The sequence below is a fragment of the Wolbachia endosymbiont (group B) of Ennomos erosarius genome, from assembly GCF_964026905.1.
In the GTDB taxonomy this organism is placed as follows: domain Bacteria; phylum Pseudomonadota; class Alphaproteobacteria; order Rickettsiales; family Anaplasmataceae; genus Wolbachia.
The window spans coordinates 207,371-225,854 of sequence record NZ_OZ034708.1; the positions used below are offsets into that span (position 1 = coordinate 207,371).

The 18,484-nt window shown below is 35.9% G+C and carries 13 protein-coding genes and 4 pseudogenes; 5 read left to right on the forward strand and 12 right to left on the reverse strand.

From position 1 onward, the window contains the following. Positions 1–7 precede the first annotated feature (7 nt). Positions 8–745, reverse strand: a pseudogene (locus AAGD95_RS01035) (transposase); the annotation flags it as partial. 564 nt (positions 746–1,309) lie between these two features. Between AAGD95_RS01035 and miaB the strand changes: the two are divergent. Continuing rightward, positions 1,310–2,626, forward strand: coding sequence for a tRNA (N6-isopentenyl adenosine(37)-C2)-methylthiotransferase MiaB (miaB, locus tag AAGD95_RS01040; RefSeq protein ID WP_341818604.1), 1,317 nt, complete (start codon positions 1,310–1,312; stop codon positions 2,624–2,626). 498 nt (positions 2,627–3,124) lie between these two features. Here miaB and AAGD95_RS01045 read toward each other — a convergent pair whose 3' ends face one another. Next, positions 3,125–3,976 (reverse strand): IS982 family transposase, encoded by an 852-nt coding sequence (locus tag AAGD95_RS01045; protein ID WP_410542088.1) that lies wholly within the window; start codon positions 3,974–3,976, stop codon positions 3,125–3,127. Between the two features lie 15 nt (positions 3,977–3,991). On the opposite strand from AAGD95_RS01045, the gene AAGD95_RS01050 reads away from it, so the two are divergent. Further along, positions 3,992–4,186, forward strand: coding sequence for a hypothetical protein (locus tag AAGD95_RS01050; protein WP_341818605.1), 195 nt, complete (start codon positions 3,992–3,994; stop codon positions 4,184–4,186). Positions 4,187–4,748: 562 nt separating this feature from the next. Here the strand turns inward: AAGD95_RS01050 and gatA are convergent. The 3 genes and pseudogenes from gatA to AAGD95_RS01065 all read right to left on the reverse strand — a co-directional run bounded on the left by gatA (position 4,749) and on the right by AAGD95_RS01065 (position 8,714). After that, entirely contained in the window at positions 4,749–6,245 is a 1,497-nt protein-coding gene (gene gatA, locus AAGD95_RS01055) for an Asp-tRNA(Asn)/Glu-tRNA(Gln) amidotransferase subunit GatA (RefSeq protein ID WP_265034567.1), read from the reverse strand. Positions 6,246–6,337: 92 nt separating this feature from the next. Then, on the reverse strand, positions 6,338–7,189 hold the full coding sequence (locus tag AAGD95_RS01060; protein WP_410542088.1) for an IS982 family transposase: 852 nt from the start codon (positions 7,187–7,189) through the stop codon (positions 6,338–6,340). Positions 7,190–7,329: 140 nt separating this feature from the next. Then, positions 7,330–8,714 (reverse strand): annotated as a pseudogene (locus AAGD95_RS01065) (IS4 family transposase). 158 nt (positions 8,715–8,872) lie between these two features. Here AAGD95_RS01065 and AAGD95_RS01070 point away from each other — a divergent pair. Then, positions 8,873–9,756: pseudogene (locus AAGD95_RS01070) on the forward strand (IS982 family transposase). 13 nt (positions 9,757–9,769) lie between these two features. Here AAGD95_RS01070 and AAGD95_RS01075 read toward each other — a convergent pair. From AAGD95_RS01075 to rpmF, 3 genes are read right to left on the reverse strand one after another with little or no spacing between them, the layout of a single operon-like run. Next, complete coding sequence (locus AAGD95_RS01075) at positions 9,770–10,726, reverse strand: beta-ketoacyl-ACP synthase III (RefSeq protein WP_341818606.1); 957 nt, start codon at positions 10,724–10,726, stop codon at positions 9,770–9,772. Beyond that, complete coding sequence (gene plsX, locus AAGD95_RS01080; RefSeq protein ID WP_341818607.1) at positions 10,719–11,756, reverse strand: phosphate acyltransferase PlsX; 1,038 nt, start codon at positions 11,754–11,756, stop codon at positions 10,719–10,721. Before plsX ends, AAGD95_RS01075 begins: the two co-directional genes overlap by 8 nt. Position 11,757: 1 nt before the next feature. Continuing rightward, entirely contained in the window at positions 11,758–11,949 is a 192-nt protein-coding gene (gene rpmF / locus AAGD95_RS01085) for a 50S ribosomal protein L32 (RefSeq protein ID WP_341818872.1), read from the reverse strand. Between the two features lie 485 nt (positions 11,950–12,434). Between rpmF and AAGD95_RS01090 the strand changes: the two genes are divergently transcribed. Both AAGD95_RS01090 and AAGD95_RS01095 read left to right on the forward strand, forming a co-directional pair. Further along, positions 12,435–13,286, forward strand: coding sequence for an IS982 family transposase (locus AAGD95_RS01090; protein WP_410542088.1), 852 nt, complete (start codon positions 12,435–12,437; stop codon positions 13,284–13,286). Between the two features lie 15 nt (positions 13,287–13,301). Further along, positions 13,302–13,487: pseudogene (locus AAGD95_RS01095) on the forward strand (ComF family protein); the annotation flags it as partial. On the opposite strand, the gene AAGD95_RS01100 reads toward AAGD95_RS01095, so the two are convergent. The 4 genes from AAGD95_RS01100 to dnaK all read right to left on the reverse strand — a co-directional run bounded on the left by AAGD95_RS01100 (position 13,469) and on the right by dnaK (position 18,406). Next, the gene (locus AAGD95_RS01100; protein WP_341818608.1) at positions 13,469–14,896 is read right to left on the reverse strand and encodes a UDP-N-acetylmuramoyl-L-alanyl-D-glutamate--2,6-diaminopimelate ligase; all 1,428 of its coding nucleotides are present in this window, start codon (positions 14,894–14,896) and stop codon (positions 13,469–13,471) included. The pseudogene AAGD95_RS01095 and the gene AAGD95_RS01100 sit on opposite strands and share 19 nt — an antisense overlap. Then, positions 14,871–16,112: a cystathionine beta-lyase gene (gene metC / locus AAGD95_RS01105; protein WP_341818609.1), complete on the reverse strand. Its 1,242-nt coding sequence runs from the start codon at positions 16,110–16,112 to the stop codon at positions 14,871–14,873. Before metC ends, AAGD95_RS01100 begins: the two co-directional genes overlap by 26 nt. Positions 16,113–16,116: 4 nt before the next feature. Continuing rightward, positions 16,117–16,404, reverse strand: coding sequence for a BolA family protein (locus AAGD95_RS01110; protein WP_341818610.1), 288 nt, complete (start codon positions 16,402–16,404; stop codon positions 16,117–16,119). A gap of 79 nt (positions 16,405–16,483) precedes the next feature. Further along, entirely contained in the window at positions 16,484–18,406 is a 1,923-nt protein-coding gene (dnaK, locus tag AAGD95_RS01115; protein WP_265026431.1) for a molecular chaperone DnaK, read from the reverse strand. Positions 18,407–18,484 lie beyond the last annotated feature (78 nt).

The following is an 18,484-nucleotide window of genomic DNA, read 5'->3' on the forward strand; positions in this document are numbered from 1 at the left end:
ATCCAGAATTCGCGTTAATAGCAGCATTTCTGTCAGACATATAATCTATTTTTGAATGTTCTGCTGCATCCTTTTTTGGTAGAACTTTTGTCTTTATATCGTATTTCTTACACAATTTATAAAGTTTGTGCCTATCGTATGCCCTATCTGCATATAATGCTTTTATTTTGTGCTGAAAATTAACTTCTTCAAGCAAATCGCAAGCTCCATAGTGGTCAGAGTAGAAGCCATTACTGTATCTTGCAGCTATAGCTTTTTTACTATTTACACTTAACATAACATGTAACTTTCTTACTTGCTCGTAGCTTCGGTACTTTCTATCTGCACTGTTTTCCTTACTGTGGCCAGGAGTGTTACTGTAAATGCTGATACTTGTGCTATCTATGATAATTTCAATATTTTCCATGTTGCTTTTATCAACCCTGCAATCATTTATCTTAATATTAAGTTTTTTAAACCTTCTTGATGCTTGTGAATAGCTGATAACTGCCAAATTTTTTCCTATTTGTTGCAGATATCCTTTTATAAACCCCACCGTTTGTCTTAAACCAATTCTAAAAAGATTGACAATTATATGCACCAAAATTACGACTTTATCACTGTAAATATAGTTGCCGCCCTGCATTTTTGGACTATTTTCATACCAATTTTCGATAGCTTCATCGATGTAACGAAAAATATTTCCCCTTTTTTCAAGGAATTTGTTATATTCGTTTTGGTTACTGACTTTCATTTTCTGTGGCATATTTTTTCTTCAACAGTTAAATGGTTATTTATAATGAATTTTGTCAGTAGCCACCAGATTTTTTCGGTTGCTATGCAACAAAGCCATTCCAGTGGGATTTGTTGCATCGCTACTTATGAAAGGCTAACTATAGTTAGGATTATAAGCAACCTATTGAAAATCTTGTTTTTTTGCAATCAATCTGATCAAATTTAAGAATAGTAATTTATTATTTATATTAATAAACTTAATTCTATTGAAAATAGCTAAAGCATTGAAATTCTTGAATTTTAGCCGGATTAGTGAGTGGTAGTGAAATTTCTTTTACTCAAATTTAGGTATTCACTGACCGTTCTTGTTATAAATACCAGAATAATAAGCTACTGATATTCTCCATCTTTTTTATCTTTAATCCATCATAGCTAGCGATGCAACAAAGCCCACTGGGATCCAGTTTTTCGTATAATTTTGTCAAAATCTATTGTGCTAGCAAGTTTACTAGCGTCACGCGCTGGGGTGTGCGTGTTTATTCTGTTAGACATTTAATGTGATTGTATGTAGAGTTTTGAAAAAGATATACCAAATATGAAAGGCCTATACATCAAAACTTACGGCTGTCAGATGAACGTTTATGACTCCGTTTTAATGGAGAATATAGTTAAGCCTCTAGGGTTCAACGTTGTTAGTGATGCAGAACAAGCTGATTTGGTGATATTGAATACTTGCCATATTAGAGAGAAGGCAGCAGAAAAGCTTTACTCAGAGCTTGGAAGGATTCATTCATCAAGAAAAGAAATGACTATAGTGGTGGCTGGATGTGTAGCGCAAGCAGAGGGAGAAGAAGTGTTCAGAAGAGCCCCATTTGTGGATATTGTTGTTGGTCCGCAAAGCATTGCCGCTTTACCAGAACTGATAGTCAAAGCAAGAAGAAGTAAAGGTCATGTAATAAATACTGATTTTCCGGAAGTTGCAAAGTTTGATAAATTGCCAGATGAATGTTACGGCAATAGCCAAGGATCTTCTGCGTTTCTTTCCATACAAGAAGGTTGTGATAAGTTTTGTACATTTTGTGTAGTGCCCTACACTCGTGGAGCTGAGTACTCACGACCAGTAAATGAAATATTTCGCGAAGTATTGAAATTAGTTGCAAATGGGGCAAATGAGATCAATTTGCTTGGTCAGAACGTCAATGCTTACCATGGGGAATGCGAAGGGGAAGTGTGGGATTTAGGAAAATTAATTAGTCATATTGCTAAAATTGAAAAGCTAGAGAGGATTCGTTATACAACTTCTCATCCAAGAGATATGCATGAATCTCTCTACTTGGCACATGTGGAAGAGCCAAAACTCATGCCGTTTGTTCACCTGCCTGTGCAGTCAGGTTCGAATAAAATATTGCGCGTGATGAACAGGAAACACACTGCAGAGGAGTATTTGGAAATAATAGACAGATTTCGCAAATTGAAACCTGAAATCGAATTTTCTTCTGATTTTATCGTTGGTTTTCCTGGAGAAACCGAAAAAGATTTTGAAGAAACTATGAAATTAGTAGAAAAAGTTAGATATGCTCAGGCTTATAGTTTTAAATACAGCCCAAGACCAGGCACACCAGGAGCAGAAAGAAAAGATCAAGTGCCAGAAGAGGTTAAAACAGAACGCCTTCTTCGTTTACAGAAATTAATTAGTAAGCAACAACTTGAGTTTAACCAGAGTATGGTAGGCAAAACTATACCTGCTTTGTTCAGTGATAAAAAAGGCAAACACCAAAACCAAATTATTGGTAAAAGCCCATATATGCAATCAGTATGCATTGATGATCCTGAAGGGAAGTATAGAGATAAAATAGTAAATGTGAAGGTATTGGAAGCTCGGCAGAATAGTTTATTAGGATGTGGGCTTTAAAAATAGACTTGTTGGGCATCTATCACAACTGTACGAACATTGTAATATGGTACAATGTTACAACGATGTCATTCCAGTGCTTGACACTGGAATGGCTTTGTTGCATCGCTAGCTATGATGGATTAAAGATAAAAAAGATGGAGAATATCAGTAGCTTATTATTCTGGTATTTATAACAAGAACGGTCAGTGAATACCTAAATTTGAGTAAAAGAAATTTCACTACCACTCACTAATCCGGCTAAAATTCAAGAATTTCAATGCTTTAGCTATTTTCAATAGAATTAAGTTTATTAATATAAATAATAAATTACTATTCTTAAATTTGATCAGATTGATTGCAAAAAAACAAGATTTTCAATAGGTTGCTTATAATCCTAACTATAGTTAGCCTTTCATAAGTAGCGATGCAACAAATCCCACTGGAATCCAGAAAAGTTTGCTTGTGAGCAAGCAAACCAGCATGGAAAGTAGCTGATCTTATAACGCGAATTCTGGATTAAGGAAGGAAGAAAGTATAGGAAATAGAAGGCTTTTTGGATTTGATGGAATAGGAAATGAGAGTAGAAAAGATATGAACCAAAAAATTAACAGGGGATCTATGGCGAGTGTGTTCAATTTCTAGTCTATTTTTTAGGTAACCAAAAACAGTCTCAATGATAGACCTTTTTCTCAGTAAAATCTTCTCATTTAGCGAAATCAATGCATTTTTCATACCTTTTTTCACCTTGGTAACAAGTTTCAAACCTCGGTCAAACAGCTTCTGAAAAAGCTCTTTTGCAATATAACCTTTGTCACCAAACAAAAGGCCGGTTAATTTTTCCGTCAGATTTGGCACAGGTATCCTATCATCAACATTGCCTTTTGTTAGCGTAAGTGAATGAATTTCACCATTTTCATTGATTACCATATGTAATTTGAAACCAAAAAACCAGCCGTAAGTACTCTTGCTTAATTTTGCAATTCCAGCAAAAACTTTGTTTTTGGATATTCTTTTTGCATGACAAACTGCAATGGGAGTTGTGTCTATATATGAAATTCCAGTGTTTTCTGACTGTCCACAAAGCCAATGCAACAACATTGCTAAATGCCACAAAACCCTAGGCTTTAGAGCAACAAACCTGGTATATGAAGGCAACTTTGGAAACTCTGATTTGTAGAGCAACGTTAGGTAATGTAGATAGAAAGTTTTGAAATTTTTACACGGAGATTGTTGATATAGCAGGATTATTGTCATGATTTCGGAGTGCTCAATTTCCGTTGTTCTTGTGGGTTTTTTACCATTTGGCAGTAGTTTACCTGCAAAATTTTTCTCTATATCTCTGCAAAAATCATCGACCAAACAAAACAGTTTGTTATATCTTCCATGGTTAACCTCATCTGTTTTTTTATAACTGCTGAGTTTACCCTGTTTTCTTGCCTTTTCTATTCTCCTTTAATCCAGAATTCGCGTTATTGGTTTAAAATTAAGCACAATATTCGAAAAATATCTCACATGTTTGCTGATTTTTTCAATGCCGTTTACTTTATCCTTAAAAATGTCTCTACCTTTGTGGATTAAGCTATAGCATAGATCCAGCTAACACGTAGCGGGATGACGGTTGTCGGTAAGCCTAAATTACTTTAGTCATAAATATTTAAGAAATTTACCAAACGAAAAAAAAGGCAAAAGAAGCCCCGTTGGTGGTTGGCTATTTACTATGTACTAAAATATCGGCGTTTTTTTATTCTAAAACGCTTGATTAAGAGCGATTTAGCTGCTTTTAACTTGCAACTAACCTACATCGCAAGTGTTTAAGAAATTTACTAAGCAGGGAAAAAGGCAAAGAAACCCCGTAGTAGCTAGCATTCAAATTCTCCCTTGTCAATTTGACGTTTTTTGCTGTCTTAAACGCTTTGTAAGCGCGTTTCGGCTTGTATAGGTAAAAACCCAGAATTTTTAAAGACATGCGATGCACGTAGTGCGAAAAATTAAACATGAGACGCCAAATACCCTAAGTTTTTTGTCATTAACCTGCACAGATTGCGAAGATAAATAAATAGCTTCAGTTTCATGATAAGGGCGCTGGCGAAGCTTGTAAAGCAATTTTTGCATTTAATTCTAGTTCCGTTTTATGCCAGCTTCACGCGCTGGAATGACACTCTTTTGGATGGAAATCAGTGCTAATTGTTCTGCCGCAATTTTGCTCTATCACACTTGCCACATTTAATATTCCAGCTTCGTCATAATAATTTCCAATTACTTGCAAGGCAAGTGGTAAACCCTCATTGGAGAGTCCTACAGGAACAGAAATAGCAGGCAATCCTGCCAGACTTGCCGGCACAGTAAACACATCATTGATGCACATAATTAGCGGATCTGGCTTTTCATTTAAGCCAAAAGCTTCTGTTGGAGCAGATGGCACAAGTATGTAATCTATTTTTTCAAACGCTTTTATAAAATCATTTCTGATTAATGCCCTAATGCACTGCGCTTTTTCGTAATATTCATTATAATGACCTGAAGAAAGCGCATAAGCGCCAATTAAAATTCTTCTTTTCACCTCTTTACCAAAACCTTCTGCTCTTGTTAGTGAATACATTTCTTCAAGGGTATCAGCATCAACCCTTAATCCATAACGCACACCATCATAACGAGCGAGATTGGATGAAGTTTCAGCAGAACAGATTAAATAATAGACTGGTATTGCATATTTAGTATGTGGCAGAGTAACGTCAACAACTTCAGCGCCATTTTCTTTTAAATAGGAAGCAACTTTCTCCCAATTATGGACTATTTCCTCTGAAATTCCATCCATCCTATATTCTTTTGGTATACCAATACGCTTACCCTTGACATCACCATTTATGAAGCTAGAAAATTTAGGCACTGGCTTTTCGCTTGATATTGAATCTTTTGTATCATAGCCACAAATTGCTTCCAGCATTAATGCTGAATCAGAGACAGAACGAGTAATGACTCCTGCTTGATCCAGAGAACTCGCAAATGCAATCATACCAAAACGCGAGCATCTTCCATAAGTTGGCTTTATTCCAACTACTCCACAATAAGCTGCTGGTTGGCGTACAGATCCACCGGTGTCGCTCCCTAACGCTCCAGCGCATAAAAATCCAGCAACCGATGCTGCAGATCCACCAGATGATCCACCAGGAACAACTTTTTCCCCATCACTTTTTCTAATCCACACATTTTCAACAGGGCCAAAATAGCTGTTTGTGTTCGCAGAACCCATAGCAAATTCATCCATATTAAGCTTACCGAGCATGGCTGCTCCACTTTTTAAAAGCAAGTCAGACACCGTAGATTCGTAAGTCGGAACGAAATTTTCCAGCATTTTTGAGCATGCTGTTGTTTTTATTCCTTTTGTACAGAATAGATCTTTGATGCCAACTGGTATACCCATGAGCGGCGAGATTAAATCATCCTTTTGCCTAGAGAAATATTCATCTGCAGCTTTAGCAGCTTTCATTGCTATCTCTGGGGTTTTTGTTATAAATGCATTTAATTTCTCATTTTCAACCGCACTAATGTGCGCCTCTACGAGTTCAACGGCAGAAAAACTCTTTTTTTTGAGCCCGTCATGCATTTGTGTAATACTTAACTTTCTTAGTTCGTTCATTAATATTTAATTTTTAGCAAGACATTGATTGTAACATAGTACGATAAAAAATCCATACATTTATAGTTACAGCTAGAAACGCGAATTCTGGATTAAGGAAGGAAGAAAGTATAGGAAATAGAAGGCTTTTTGGATTTGATGGAATAGGAAATGAGAGTAGAAAAGATATGAACCAAAAAATTAACAGGGGATCTATGGCGAGTGTGTTCAATTTCTAGTCTATTTTTTAGGTAACCAAAAACAGTCTCAATGATAGACCTTTTTCTCAGTAAAATCTTCTCATTTAGCGAAATCAATGCATTTTTCATACCTTTTTTCACCTTGGTAACAAGTTTCAAACCTCGGTCAAACAGCTTCTGAAAAAGCTCTTTTGCAATATAACCTTTGTCACCAAACAAAAGGCCGGTTAATTTTTCCGTCAGATTTGGCACAGGTATCCTATCATCAACATTGCCTTTTGTTAGCGTAAGTGAATGAATTTCACCATTTTCATTGATTACCATATGTAATTTGAAACCAAAAAACCAGCCGTAAGTACTCTTGCTTAATTTTGCAATTCCAGCAAAAACTTTGTTTTTGGATATTCTTTTTGCATGACAAACTGCAATGGGAGTTGTGTCTATATATGAAATTCCAGTGTTTTCTGACTGTCCACAAAGCCAATGCAACAACATTGCTAAATGCCACAAAACCCTAGGCTTTAGAGCAACAAACCTGGTATATGAAGGCAACTTTGGAAACTCTGATTTGTAGAGCAACGTTAGGTAATGTAGATAGAAAGTTTTGAAATTTTTACACGGAGATTGTTGATATAGCAGGATTATTGTCATGATTTCGGAGTGCTCAATTTCCGTTGTTCTTGTGGGTTTTTTACCATTTGGCAGTAGTTTACCTGCAAAATTTTTCTCTATATCTCTGCAAAAATCATCGACCAAACAAAACAGTTTGTTATATCTTCCATGGTTAACCTCATCTGTTTTTTTATAACTGCTGAGTTTACCCTGTTTTCTTGCCTTTTCTATTCTCCTTTAATCCAGAATTCGCGTTACTATTACCCACAAGTATAGAATTCATGAGCAAGTCTTCATCCTTCTGCTAAATCAAAGAGACGTTTCCATCCCTTCCACAGAGCTATAGCTAAGTCATTTTGCGGGCTAAAAACCCTCCTAATTTGGCCACCCACCTCACGATTTCTCTTATAGGTGGTGGGGTCACAGGATAGTTTTTTGTCTTAAGCATTTTGGTATACAAAACCTTCCATTCATCATCAGTCAGTATGACAGTACAAGAAAGGTTTGCTAGCTACCAATGTGATAAAGAATATTCTCCATGCAATTATACTCATAATTGTAAGAAAGCGGATTAATCTATCTGCTGTTTGGAGCCTACATTCTTCAACTTTAAGACCGGATTTCAAAATTTTATGAAAAACCTCTATTCTCCATCTTAAGCAATACCATTGTATTTTTTCTACTGCTTCTTCAAAATTATTAATATTTATATTTGTCAATAAAATCCAGTTCATAGGCTCTTCGCCAAATGGGGGATATTTTTCTATAACATAGACAGTATTTAAATTTAAATTAGGAAGTTTTTGGGTTTTACGTCTAGCGTTATTTTTTGATGCATTCATCACAAAGTTACTAAACTTTACTTCTAAAACTGCTGTTCTTTGAGGTTTATTATCGCGAGCAGACTTGAATTTCTCCTTGACAAGACATGCGATTCATCAAATCCCACAATCTTTTACCACCTTTTTCAGAATAAGTCGACTTCTTGTTTACTGTTCTGTTTTGATTTCCTCTTACTACAAAAAGAGATTGATTAGTGGAAGCAACTTCAAATAAATCATAAATATCTGCTTCTCTATCACAAACGGTAACTACCTTAACATCCTTTAATCCAGGATGTTTAGTAGAGTCTTTAAGTGATACCGTATGCTTTCTTTCTCTTCTATGGGAAGAGCAGTATTATGGCTTCTTCTTTTCAACTCCTTTAGGTCTTCAGCTAAGGAAGGTCTAGTACTAATTTTTTGATTCAATAATCCTATCTTCTGTTGTAACTGCAAACGTTGTATGCATCATGGGTTTTAAAATCAGTTGTTTTAGATCTTAATCTTGCTGCTATAATCCCTAATCCTTCGGTCTTTTTATGATTTTTATATGAAATATAACTCGTGTCTTGGATAGCTAAGATAGTTGAGTATTCTTTAGCTCTTTCAACAGTTTTAATTATATGACTGTCTAATATCTTTCTTTCAGAAATAGCATCGTTTTGGAAAAATCTATAAGCTGCTTTACTTTGATGCCAATCTTCACAAGCTTGATTTATTGAATGTTCAGGCGATTCAGCAAAACTATTAACTATTTTTAAAAGCCTTTTACTTAATCTTTTATCACCAAAATTAACAATTCCAAATTCACTTTCTGCCCATTCACCAGTTGAGGTGCTTAAATTTCTTTTTACCATATATTTCCATTTTTAGACTATAGTTTTTTTTATAGTAAAAAGTCGAATTAATAAAATAAAAGCCTTCATCTTTATTATTTATAGATTTGTGGGTAATAGTAAGGGCTGTGCCCTATGGGTGCAATCTGTGATGTTCTACAAACGCGAATTCTGGATTAATAGATGAGGTTAACCATGGAAGATATAACAAACTGTTTTGTTTGGTCGATGATTTTTGCAGAGATATAGAGAAAAATTTTGCAGGTAAACTACTGCCAAATGGTAAAAAACCCACAAGAACAACGGAAATTGAGCACTCCGAAATCATGACAATAATCCTGCTATATCAACAATCTCCGTGTAAAAATTTCAAAACTTTCTATCTACATTACCTAACGTTGCTCTACAAATCAGAGTTTCCAAAGTTGCCTTCATATACCAGGTTTGTTGCTCTAAAGCCTAGGGTTTTGTGGCATTTAGCAATGTTGTTGCATTGGCTTTGTGGACAGTCAGAAAACACTGGAATTTCATATATAGACACAACTCCCATTGCAGTTTGTCATGCAAAAAGAATATCCAAAAACAAAGTTTTTGCTGGAATTGCAAAATTAAGCAAGAGTACTTACGGCTGGTTTTTGGTTTCAAATTACATATGGTAATCAATGAAAATGGTGAAATTCATGCACTTACGCTAACAAAAGGCAATGTTGATGATAGGATACCTGTGCCAAATCTGACGGAAAAATTAACCGGCCTTTTGTTTGGTGACAAAGGTTATATTGCAAAAGAGCTTTTTCAGAAGCTGTTTGACCGAGGTTTGAAACTTGTTACCAAGGTGAAAAAAGGTATGAAAAATGCATTGATTTCGCTAAATGAGAAGATTTTACTGAGAAAAAGGTCTATCATTGAGACTGTTTTTGGTTACCTAAAAAATAGACTAGAAATTGAACACACTCGCCATAGATCCCCTGTTAATTTTTTGGTTCATATCTTTTCTACTCTCATTTCCTATTCCATCAAATCCAAAAAGCCTTCTATTTCCTATACTTTCTTCCTTCCTTAATCCAGAATTCGCGTTAATAGTGCAGCAACACGGAACCCCAGGTCAGGCCTGCGCCTATTGAAATCAGCAGTACCAGATTTCCTGATTTTATTTTTGATTCTTGTATTGCATAGTCTAAGGCCAGTGGAACTGACGCTGCTGAGGTGTTTGCATGCTTATCAACGGTATTAATCACTTTCTCTATAGGAAAATCTAATTTCTTTACTACTGCTTCAATAATACGAATGTTTGCTTGATGGGGAATTAACCAGTCAATATCAGTGATTTTCAAATTATTGCATTTCAGAGTTTCCTCTACTGAGGCTGTTAACTTATCCACTGCATGTTTAAACACTTCTCTTCCATTCATGCATATTTTTCCAGAATCACCAGTTGAGGATACCCCTCCGTTCGTACATAGTATGTCCACATTGCCATCAGAGTGTAAGTTTGTTGATATGATGCCGCTGCTACCCATTTCTGATTTTATTATCACTGCACCAGCACCATCACCAAAGAGTACACAAGTTGACCTATCTTCCCAGTCAACAATCCTAGACATTATTTCAGCACCAATAACGAGCGCATATTTTATTCTATTGTTAGATTTTATGAGCGAATCAGCAACTGTAACTGCATATATAAAACCAGAGCATGCTGCTTGTACATCAAAAGAAAATGCATTTTTACATTTTAACTTACTTTGTACAATCGTTGCACAGCTAGGCAAAGTTTTATCAGGTGTTGTTGTTGCAACTATAATCAAGTCAATTTCATCCACTGAAATTTTAGCTTTTTCTATAGCACTTTTTGCTGCATTTACAGCTAGATCTGACGTTAATTCTCCTTCATCTGCTATATGCCTTTGAGCTATTCCTGTTCTCTGCCTTATCCATTCATCGCTTGTCTCAACTATCGATGCAATTTCGTTGTTACTCAGCATTTTTCTTGGTAGGTAAGATCCAGTGCTTAATATGAAACTTTTATTCAATATGACTTACCCCGTTAATTATCTTTTGATTTAAATTTTCACTAATTGCATTTACTGCAAATTTTATGGCATGGGCAAAAGAAATAGCATCAGAATTTCCATGACTTTTAATGATGATACCATTTAGCCCTAAAAACATAGCTCCACTTCTAATTTGGGGATTAAAACGCGTTAATGCTTTATTTAGTTTGGATTTTAACAATATACCAACAAGCATTTTCGCTATCCACGAGTTGAATACTTCCTGCTTTATTAGATTGATAAAGGTACTAGCGGTTGCCTCAGCCGTTTTGAGCATTATATTGCCAACAAAACCATCAGCAACAATCACATCTATATTACCCTCTAAAAATTCACTTGCCTCTATATATCCTTTGAAATTAATGCCAGAAGCTTTTTTAAGCAACTCAAAAGCGCCGCGCACTGAGTCATTACCTTTAACTTCTTCTGTACCGATATTTAGCAAAGCAACTTCAGGATTGTCAATTTTTAATGCTATTTTTGCAAATATACTACCCATTAACGCAAATTGAAATAATGAGTCGGCATTACAATCAACATTTGCACCAAGGTCAAGCAAAGCGAAGCTTTTTGTCTTAGTTGGACAGATAGAGGCAATAGCAGGACGATAAATATTTGGTAATGTTCCTAAAATAAATCTGGAAATTGCCATCAACGCTCCGGTGTTGCCTGAAGATACCACTCCGAAAGCTTTACCTTCTTTCACTGCAACAATTGCAGCTTTCATACTTGAGTCTTTACGATGTCTCAGCGCAAAAGATGGCTTATCATTTGCAAGAACATTGTCAGAACAATGAGTAAACTCAGAATTGTTACTTACTTTTTTGTATTTTGAAAGCAAAGGAGATACTTCTTCCTTATCTCCATAAATATGAAAAAAAACTTTAATGCCTGGGTCAACAAGATTATCCAAAAAAAAACCAGCACCTTGAATTACGGAAAGAGGCGCAAAATCGCCCCCCATAGCGTCAAGTGCAATAACTATATTATTATTGACCGTAGATAACATATCATAATAGGCATTCTGCCTGTTGCTTAATGAAAACTCGTTTTCCTTTGTAACTGCCATCGACTGCTACATTGTGAGGCAACATGAATTCCCCAGTTGTTGAACATACCACAACATTCTTAGGCTCAATAGCATGATGAGAACGATGCATATTACGCCTTGACTTTGACTTTTTTCTTTTTGGAACTGCCAAAACTTCCTCCATTCTACTACAAAATTCAATTCATTAGTAACATGTTTTTTACAGGAAGTAAACAGGGATAGTAAAATAAGTAAGGTTTGCTTACGTAATTGAGTTCTATAGCTAAAGTGGCTTAGGTTTACCTACAATTTGAAAAACCGTCATTCCGCTACTAGTTAGCGGAATCTATACCGCGAATGAATCGCGGTAGGCTTTGTTGCATAGCAACAAAGCCATCCCAGTGTCAAGCACTGGGATGACATCATAGGGGGTGCTGGGATGACACACCCTGACAACCGTCATCCCGCTACGTGTTAGCTATACCTTTTTTCTACTTAGTTTGGGTTATGCAAGAAGTCTATTGTATAGCTATTGCTGGTCGTATATTACTTATAACGCGAATTCTGGATTAAAGGAGAATAGAAAAGGCAAGAAAACAGGGTAAACTCAGCAGTTATAAAAAAACAGATGAGGTTAACCATGGAAGATATAACAAACTGTTTTGTTTGGTCGATGATTTTTGCAGAGATATAGAGAAAAATTTTGCAGGTAAACTACTGCCAAATGGTAAAAAACCCACAAGAACAACGGAAATTGAGCACTCCGAAATCATGACAATAATCCTGCTATATCAACAATCTCCGTGTAAAAATTTCAAAACTTTCTATCTACATTACCTAACGTTGCTCTACAAATCAGAGTTTCCAAAGTTGCCTTCATATACCAGGTTTGTTGCTCTAAAGCCTAGGGTTTTGTGGCATTTAGCAATGTTGTTGCATTGGCTTTGTGGACAGTCAGAAAACACTGGAATTTCATATATAGACACAACTCCCATTGCAGTTTGTCATGCAAAAAGAATATCCAAAAACAAAGTTTTTGCTGGAATTGCAAAATTAAGCAAGAGTACTTACGGCTGGTTTTTTGGTTTCAAATTACATATGGTAATCAATGAAAATGGTGAAATTCATTCACTTACGCTAACAAAAGGCAATGTTGATGATAGGATACCTGTGCCAAATCTGACGGAAAAATTAACCGGCCTTTTGTTTGGTGACAAAGGTTATATTGCAAAAGAGCTTTTTCAGAAGCTGTTTGACCGAGGTTTGAAACTTGTTACCAAGGTGAAAAAAGGTATGAAAAATGCATTGATTTCGCTAAATGAGAAGATTTTACTGAGAAAAAGGTCTATCATTGAGACTGTTTTTGGTTACCTAAAAAATAGACTAGAAATTGAACACACTCGCCATAGATCCCCTGTTAATTTTTTGGTTCATATCTTTTCTACTCTCATTTCCTATTCCATCAAATCCAAAAAGCCTTCTATTTCCTATACTTTCTTCCTTCCTTAATCCAGAATTCGCGTTTTTAAAACAAGCAATAAAGAAATTATCAAAAATAAAATCGTGATATTAGTTGACGATGTGGTAACAACCGGAGCAACTGTAAGATCTTGCTCTCAAGAAATTTTAAACTCCGGTGCAAGAGAAGTGAGAGTGCTATCACTTGCAAGAACAGTGAATGATTGTGAAAATCAGTATGTTAAGGCATGATTTTTAATAACCTCAACATCACTGAACTCAAAAGTTTGGCTTCCTACAATTTGGAATTTCTCATGTCCTTTTCCTGCAACCAGCAGAATCATACCTTCGTTATGGGCAATATCTATACCTTTCTCTATAGCTTCTCTTCTATCTTCTATCTCTAGCGCATCAGGGCAATGTAGTAAAATACCACGACGAATTTCTGCCGGATTCTCATCACGCGGATTATCATCTGTGATTATCACTTTGTCTGCATACATTTGTGCTATTTTACCCATTTCTGCACGTTTTGTTTGATCACGATTTCCACCGCATCCAAAAACTAGGACTATTTTTTTGTTAACGTGCCATTTTAAAGACAATAGGGCTTGTTTAAGCGCACTTGGAGTATGAGCGTAATCCACGAATGCAAAAGGTTTCACTTTTTCCATTCTTCCTGGTGGAGAAACGAGTTTTTCTACGCATATTTCTCTGTAATTTAATCCAGATATACCAATTGCACATAGCAGATTATATGCTTGAAATTTTCCTAAAACTGGGAAAAATGTATTGTAAATTTGGTTATCAATTTTTACTGTAAGATATTGACCATTAGGGGTTGGTGTTTGCTCTAATAAAGTAATATCAGAGCCTGTTTTTCCATAGGTGATAATTTTGTTGCTGCGTTTTTTAGCTATTTTAAGCAATGCGCCGTATTCATCTATATCCGCATTTAAAATCGCTGTTTTTCCTTCTGGTAATACCTCGTAAAATAACCTTTTTTTAGTTTCTAAATATTCACCAAGATTTTTATGGTAATCTAAATGATCTTGCGAGAAATTAGTAAAAGCTGCAGCACTCAACTTTAATCCATGGATTCTGTATTGATCAATTCCATGACTTGATGATTCCAACACTAAGTGTTCTACATTTATACCACGCAATGTGGAATAAAGATCATCTGCACCTGGAGTGGTAAGACTATCGTTATTATCTTCTCTGTCATTATTGATACATGTTCCAAGTGTTCCAATAGACGCAGCATTGTAGCCAGAGTTTTGCCAGATCTGGCGGCAAAATTCTACTACTGAAGTTTTACCATTTGTACCAGTTACAGCAGCAACATATTTGGGCTGTTTGAATTGATAAAACCTGCTGACTATTTCGCTGTATATTTCTTGAGGGTTTGGGTGGAAGATACAGATTCCAGCATTACGCGCTGGAATGATACCAAGGCTTGCAGCTTCTGTTATGCAATCACTTGCAATTATCGCTTTAGCTCCACAAGATAATATCTGATCTATGTAAATCCTATCCCTTTCTGACACACAAACAAAAAGATAACCTTCCTTGATTTTCTTGGGATTACATGTGACGCCTTTGATTTCAATATCAAAGTTAACATCAATAATGTTATGCAGTAATTCTCTCAGTTTCATGTCCTACTTCATCGTTTTGAAAGTCTAAACATGGTAACCTTTTTAGTGCGTCATTAAGGTCAAAGATTAAATCTTCAGGATCTTCCAGTCCACAAAATATCCGTATAAAACTTCCACCATAATCTGAATTCATTACAGATCTTGACATAGATCTACGATCTATTGGTAATATCAAACTGTCGCACCCTCCCCAAGAAGCACCGATACCAAAAATTTTCATGTGATCAACCATGCAGCTTAGTTCTTCACATGAATATTCTCTACCCAATACTATACTGAATACGCCGCTTGCTCCTTTAAAGTAACTTTTCCATAATTCGTGTTGAGGATGGGAGGGAAGTGCTGGATATAAAACCTTTCTAACTTTTTGCTGTGCTTCTAGCCACTTTGCCACTTCCATTGCTGTATTTTGGTACTTTTTCATACGTGTGTGCAGTGTTCTTAGTCCCCTATGTGCAAGATAACAGTCGTGCGATTGAATGGTTACTCCATAATTTTTATAGCTCTCATAAAGCAATTTAAAAATTTCACCTTCAGCAATCATAGTCCCCATCAATAAATCTGAGTGACCGGCTAGATACTTTGTTACCGCATATAGTGCAACATCAATTCCATAATCAAGCGGCTTAAATAACAAAGGAGTGGCCCATGAATTGTCGCAAACGGTTACGATTCCACGTTCTTTAGCAACTTTTACTATATGCTCTATATTAGAAATCTCAAACGTTACAGAACCAGGAGTCTCGATCATTATTAATGAAGTATTACTCTGAATTAAATCAGTTATATCCTGTGTTGGATCATAAAAAGTTACTTCTGTTCCTCTTTTTGGTAGCTCATTTTCGGCAAATCTCTTAAGTCGGTAATAACTATTATCTTGTATCAAGACATGCGAACCCGCTTTAGTGAAAGTCAAAATAGCAAAAGTAAGTGCAAATAGTCCGGAAGGATAAATAAGCGCTTGTCCACTCCCTTCAATTTCAGCAAGTGCATTTGAAAGATAATGAACAGTAGGAGTACCAACATTACTGTAGCTATAATCCCTTGCAACACCATCGTTGATTACATCGTATATACTTTCTCCATTTGCAGCATTTAAGTAGTCTTTGTAAGTAGGAAATAATATGGTAGAAGAATGATAAACTGGCGGGTTCATAGAACCTTTATAGTCATTAAATTTTCTTCCTGCTTTAACTAATAAAGACTCTTCCTTCACATTTTTATTCTTTATTTTTTAAATTGTACTCGTTTTGCGTATACAAGTGAAGAGAAATTGCATGTATTAGCTCTATCTTACTCTTTAATAATTCATAGATCAATTTATGCCTTTTGAGAGTGTTCATTCCGATCAAGCTGTCAGATATTAATATTAGCTTGATATGTGAAGGTAGTGTTGAAGATGAAGCAAAATAATGATCAGCATGCTTTGCTGATTCATCGATAATGTTGATATCAATTACATCTATCGAATCGCGTATCTTTTCTTCTATCGTTTTAATAATATCCATAATGGCTCCTTTAAGCAACAATACGCTCCTCTTGTCATCCCAGTGCGTGACACTGGGATGACAGGAAAAGTGATCACAATTACTTATTCTCTTCTTTATTATCTATGTCTTGATAATCAGAATCTACTACTTTTTCTTCTTTATCATTTGGATTCCCTTCTGATGAAAAGCCATTTCCAGCACTATTTTGTTGTGAGGCATTATACATAGCTTCCCCAAGCTTCATAGAGATTTGAGAAAGGTTGGTAACTTTCTGCTGGATTGAATCAGCGTCATCAATGTTATCAGATTTACTCGCTTCTTTTAGCTCATTCAATGCATTTCCAATAGCAGATTTATCTTCAGATGACACTTTATCACCATACTCTGTCAGAGACTTTTCTGTAGAATGAACTAAACTATCCGCCTGATTCTTCACTTCAATAAATTTCTTACGCTTTTCATCTTCTTGTGCTTTTTCTTCAGCTTCTTTTACCATGCGATTTATTTCATCATCAGATAGACCACCTGAAGATTGAATGCGTATTTTTTGCTCTTTTCCAGTAGCTTTATCTTTTGCAGAAACGTGTGCTATTCCATTTGCATCTATGTCGAATGTTACTTCAATCTGTGGAACTCCACGAGGAGCAGGAGGTATCCCTTCCAAACTAAACTGACCAAGTAGCTTGTTATCAACTGCCAGTTTTCTTTCACCTTGATGCACTTTAATTGTAACAGCTGTTTGATTGTCTTCCGCAGTTGAAAATACCTGAGATTTTTTTGTAGGAATGGTAGTATTACGCTCAATAAGTGGAGTAAACACTCCTCCTAGAGTTTCAATACCAAGAGAAAGTGGAGTCACATCAAGTAGTAACACATCTCTTACATCACCTTGAATGATTCCCGCCTGTATTGCAGCTCCAATTGCTACAACTTCATCAGGATTCACTCCTCTATGTGGATCTTTGCCAAAGAATTCTTTAACTTTCTCTATGACTTTTGGCATACGAGTCATGCCACCAACGAGAACCACTTCGCCAATTTGACTAGCAGACAAACCAGCATCCTCAAGAGCTTTTTTACAAGGAGCCATAGTTCTTTCGATTAAATCATTCACTAAGCTTTCAAGTTTTGCTCTCGTTAATTTCATATTTAAGTGTTTTGGACCACTTGCATCAGCTGTAATAAACGGTAGATTTATTTCCGTTTCCATTGCACTTGATAATTCAATTTTCGCTTTTTCAGCAGCTTCTTTGATTCTTTGCATAGCCATTGGATCATTTTTCAAATCAATGCCATTACTTTTCTTGAATTCATCTAGTAAATAACTCACTATTGCGTTATCAAAGTCTTCACCTCCAAGATGAGTGTCACCATTTGTAGCCTTTACTTCAAAAACCCCTTCACCTATTTCAAGTATTGAGACATCAAATGTACCACCACCAAGGTCATACACCACTATTGTGTGCCCATGTTTCTTATCAAGACCATAAGCAAGCGCTGCGGCAGTCGGTTCATTTACTATTCTGAGTACATTTAATCCGGCGATTTTCCCTGCATCTTTTGTTGCTTGACGTTGAGAATCGTTGAAGTATGCTGGCACTGTTATCACAGCATCTTTTACTTCCTCTCCAAGATAAGCTTCTGCTGCTTCTTTCATGTTTTGTAGTATAAATGCACCAATTTGGCTAGGAGAGTATTCTTTATTATCAGTGGTTTTAACCCATGCATCACCATTTTTTGCTGCAAACACTTTATACGGCACGTTTAGATTTTTCATTTCAGAATCACCGTATTGACGGCCTATTAATCTCTTAGTAGCAAAAAAGGTATTACTTGCATTGGTGGTTGCTTGCCTTTTTGCTGGAGCACCAATCAATTTTTCTCCTGATGAAGTAAATGCAACTATAGATGGAGTAGTTCTTGCTCCTTCTTTATTCTCTATTACCTTTGTGTCTTTGCCCTGCATTATTGCAACACAGGAATTTGTTGTTCCGAGATCTATACCTATTGCTCTTCCCATAATGAGTACCCCATTGTAAATATTATCTGATATAAGAATATATAAGTATAGGACTTATTAATTACAAGCCCAATTTAG

What these genes read in the sequence shown, in the direction of transcription:
- AAGD95_RS01100 (WP_341818608.1), bottom strand. Translation starts at nt 14,896, where the DNA reads ATGAAACTGAGAGAATTACTGCATAACATTATTGATGTTAACTTTGAT.
- AAGD95_RS01050 (WP_341818605.1), top strand. Translation starts at nt 3,992, where the DNA reads ATGGTTAACCTCATCTGTTTTTTTATAACTGCTGAGTTTACCCTGTTT.
- gatA (WP_265034567.1), bottom strand. Translation starts at nt 6,245, where the DNA reads ATGAACGAACTAAGAAAGTTAAGTATTACACAAATGCATGACGGGCTC.
- AAGD95_RS01110 (WP_341818610.1), bottom strand. Translation starts at nt 16,404, where the DNA reads ATGGATATTATTAAAACGATAGAAGAAAAGATACGCGATTCGATAGAT.
- plsX (WP_341818607.1), bottom strand. Translation starts at nt 11,756, where the DNA reads ATGTTATCTACGGTCAATAATAATATAGTTATTGCACTTGACGCTATG.
- dnaK (WP_265026431.1), bottom strand. Translation starts at nt 18,406, where the DNA reads ATGGGAAGAGCAATAGGTATAGATCTCGGAACAACAAATTCCTGTGTT.
- miaB (WP_341818604.1), top strand. Translation starts at nt 1,310, where the DNA reads ATGAAAGGCCTATACATCAAAACTTACGGCTGTCAGATGAACGTTTAT.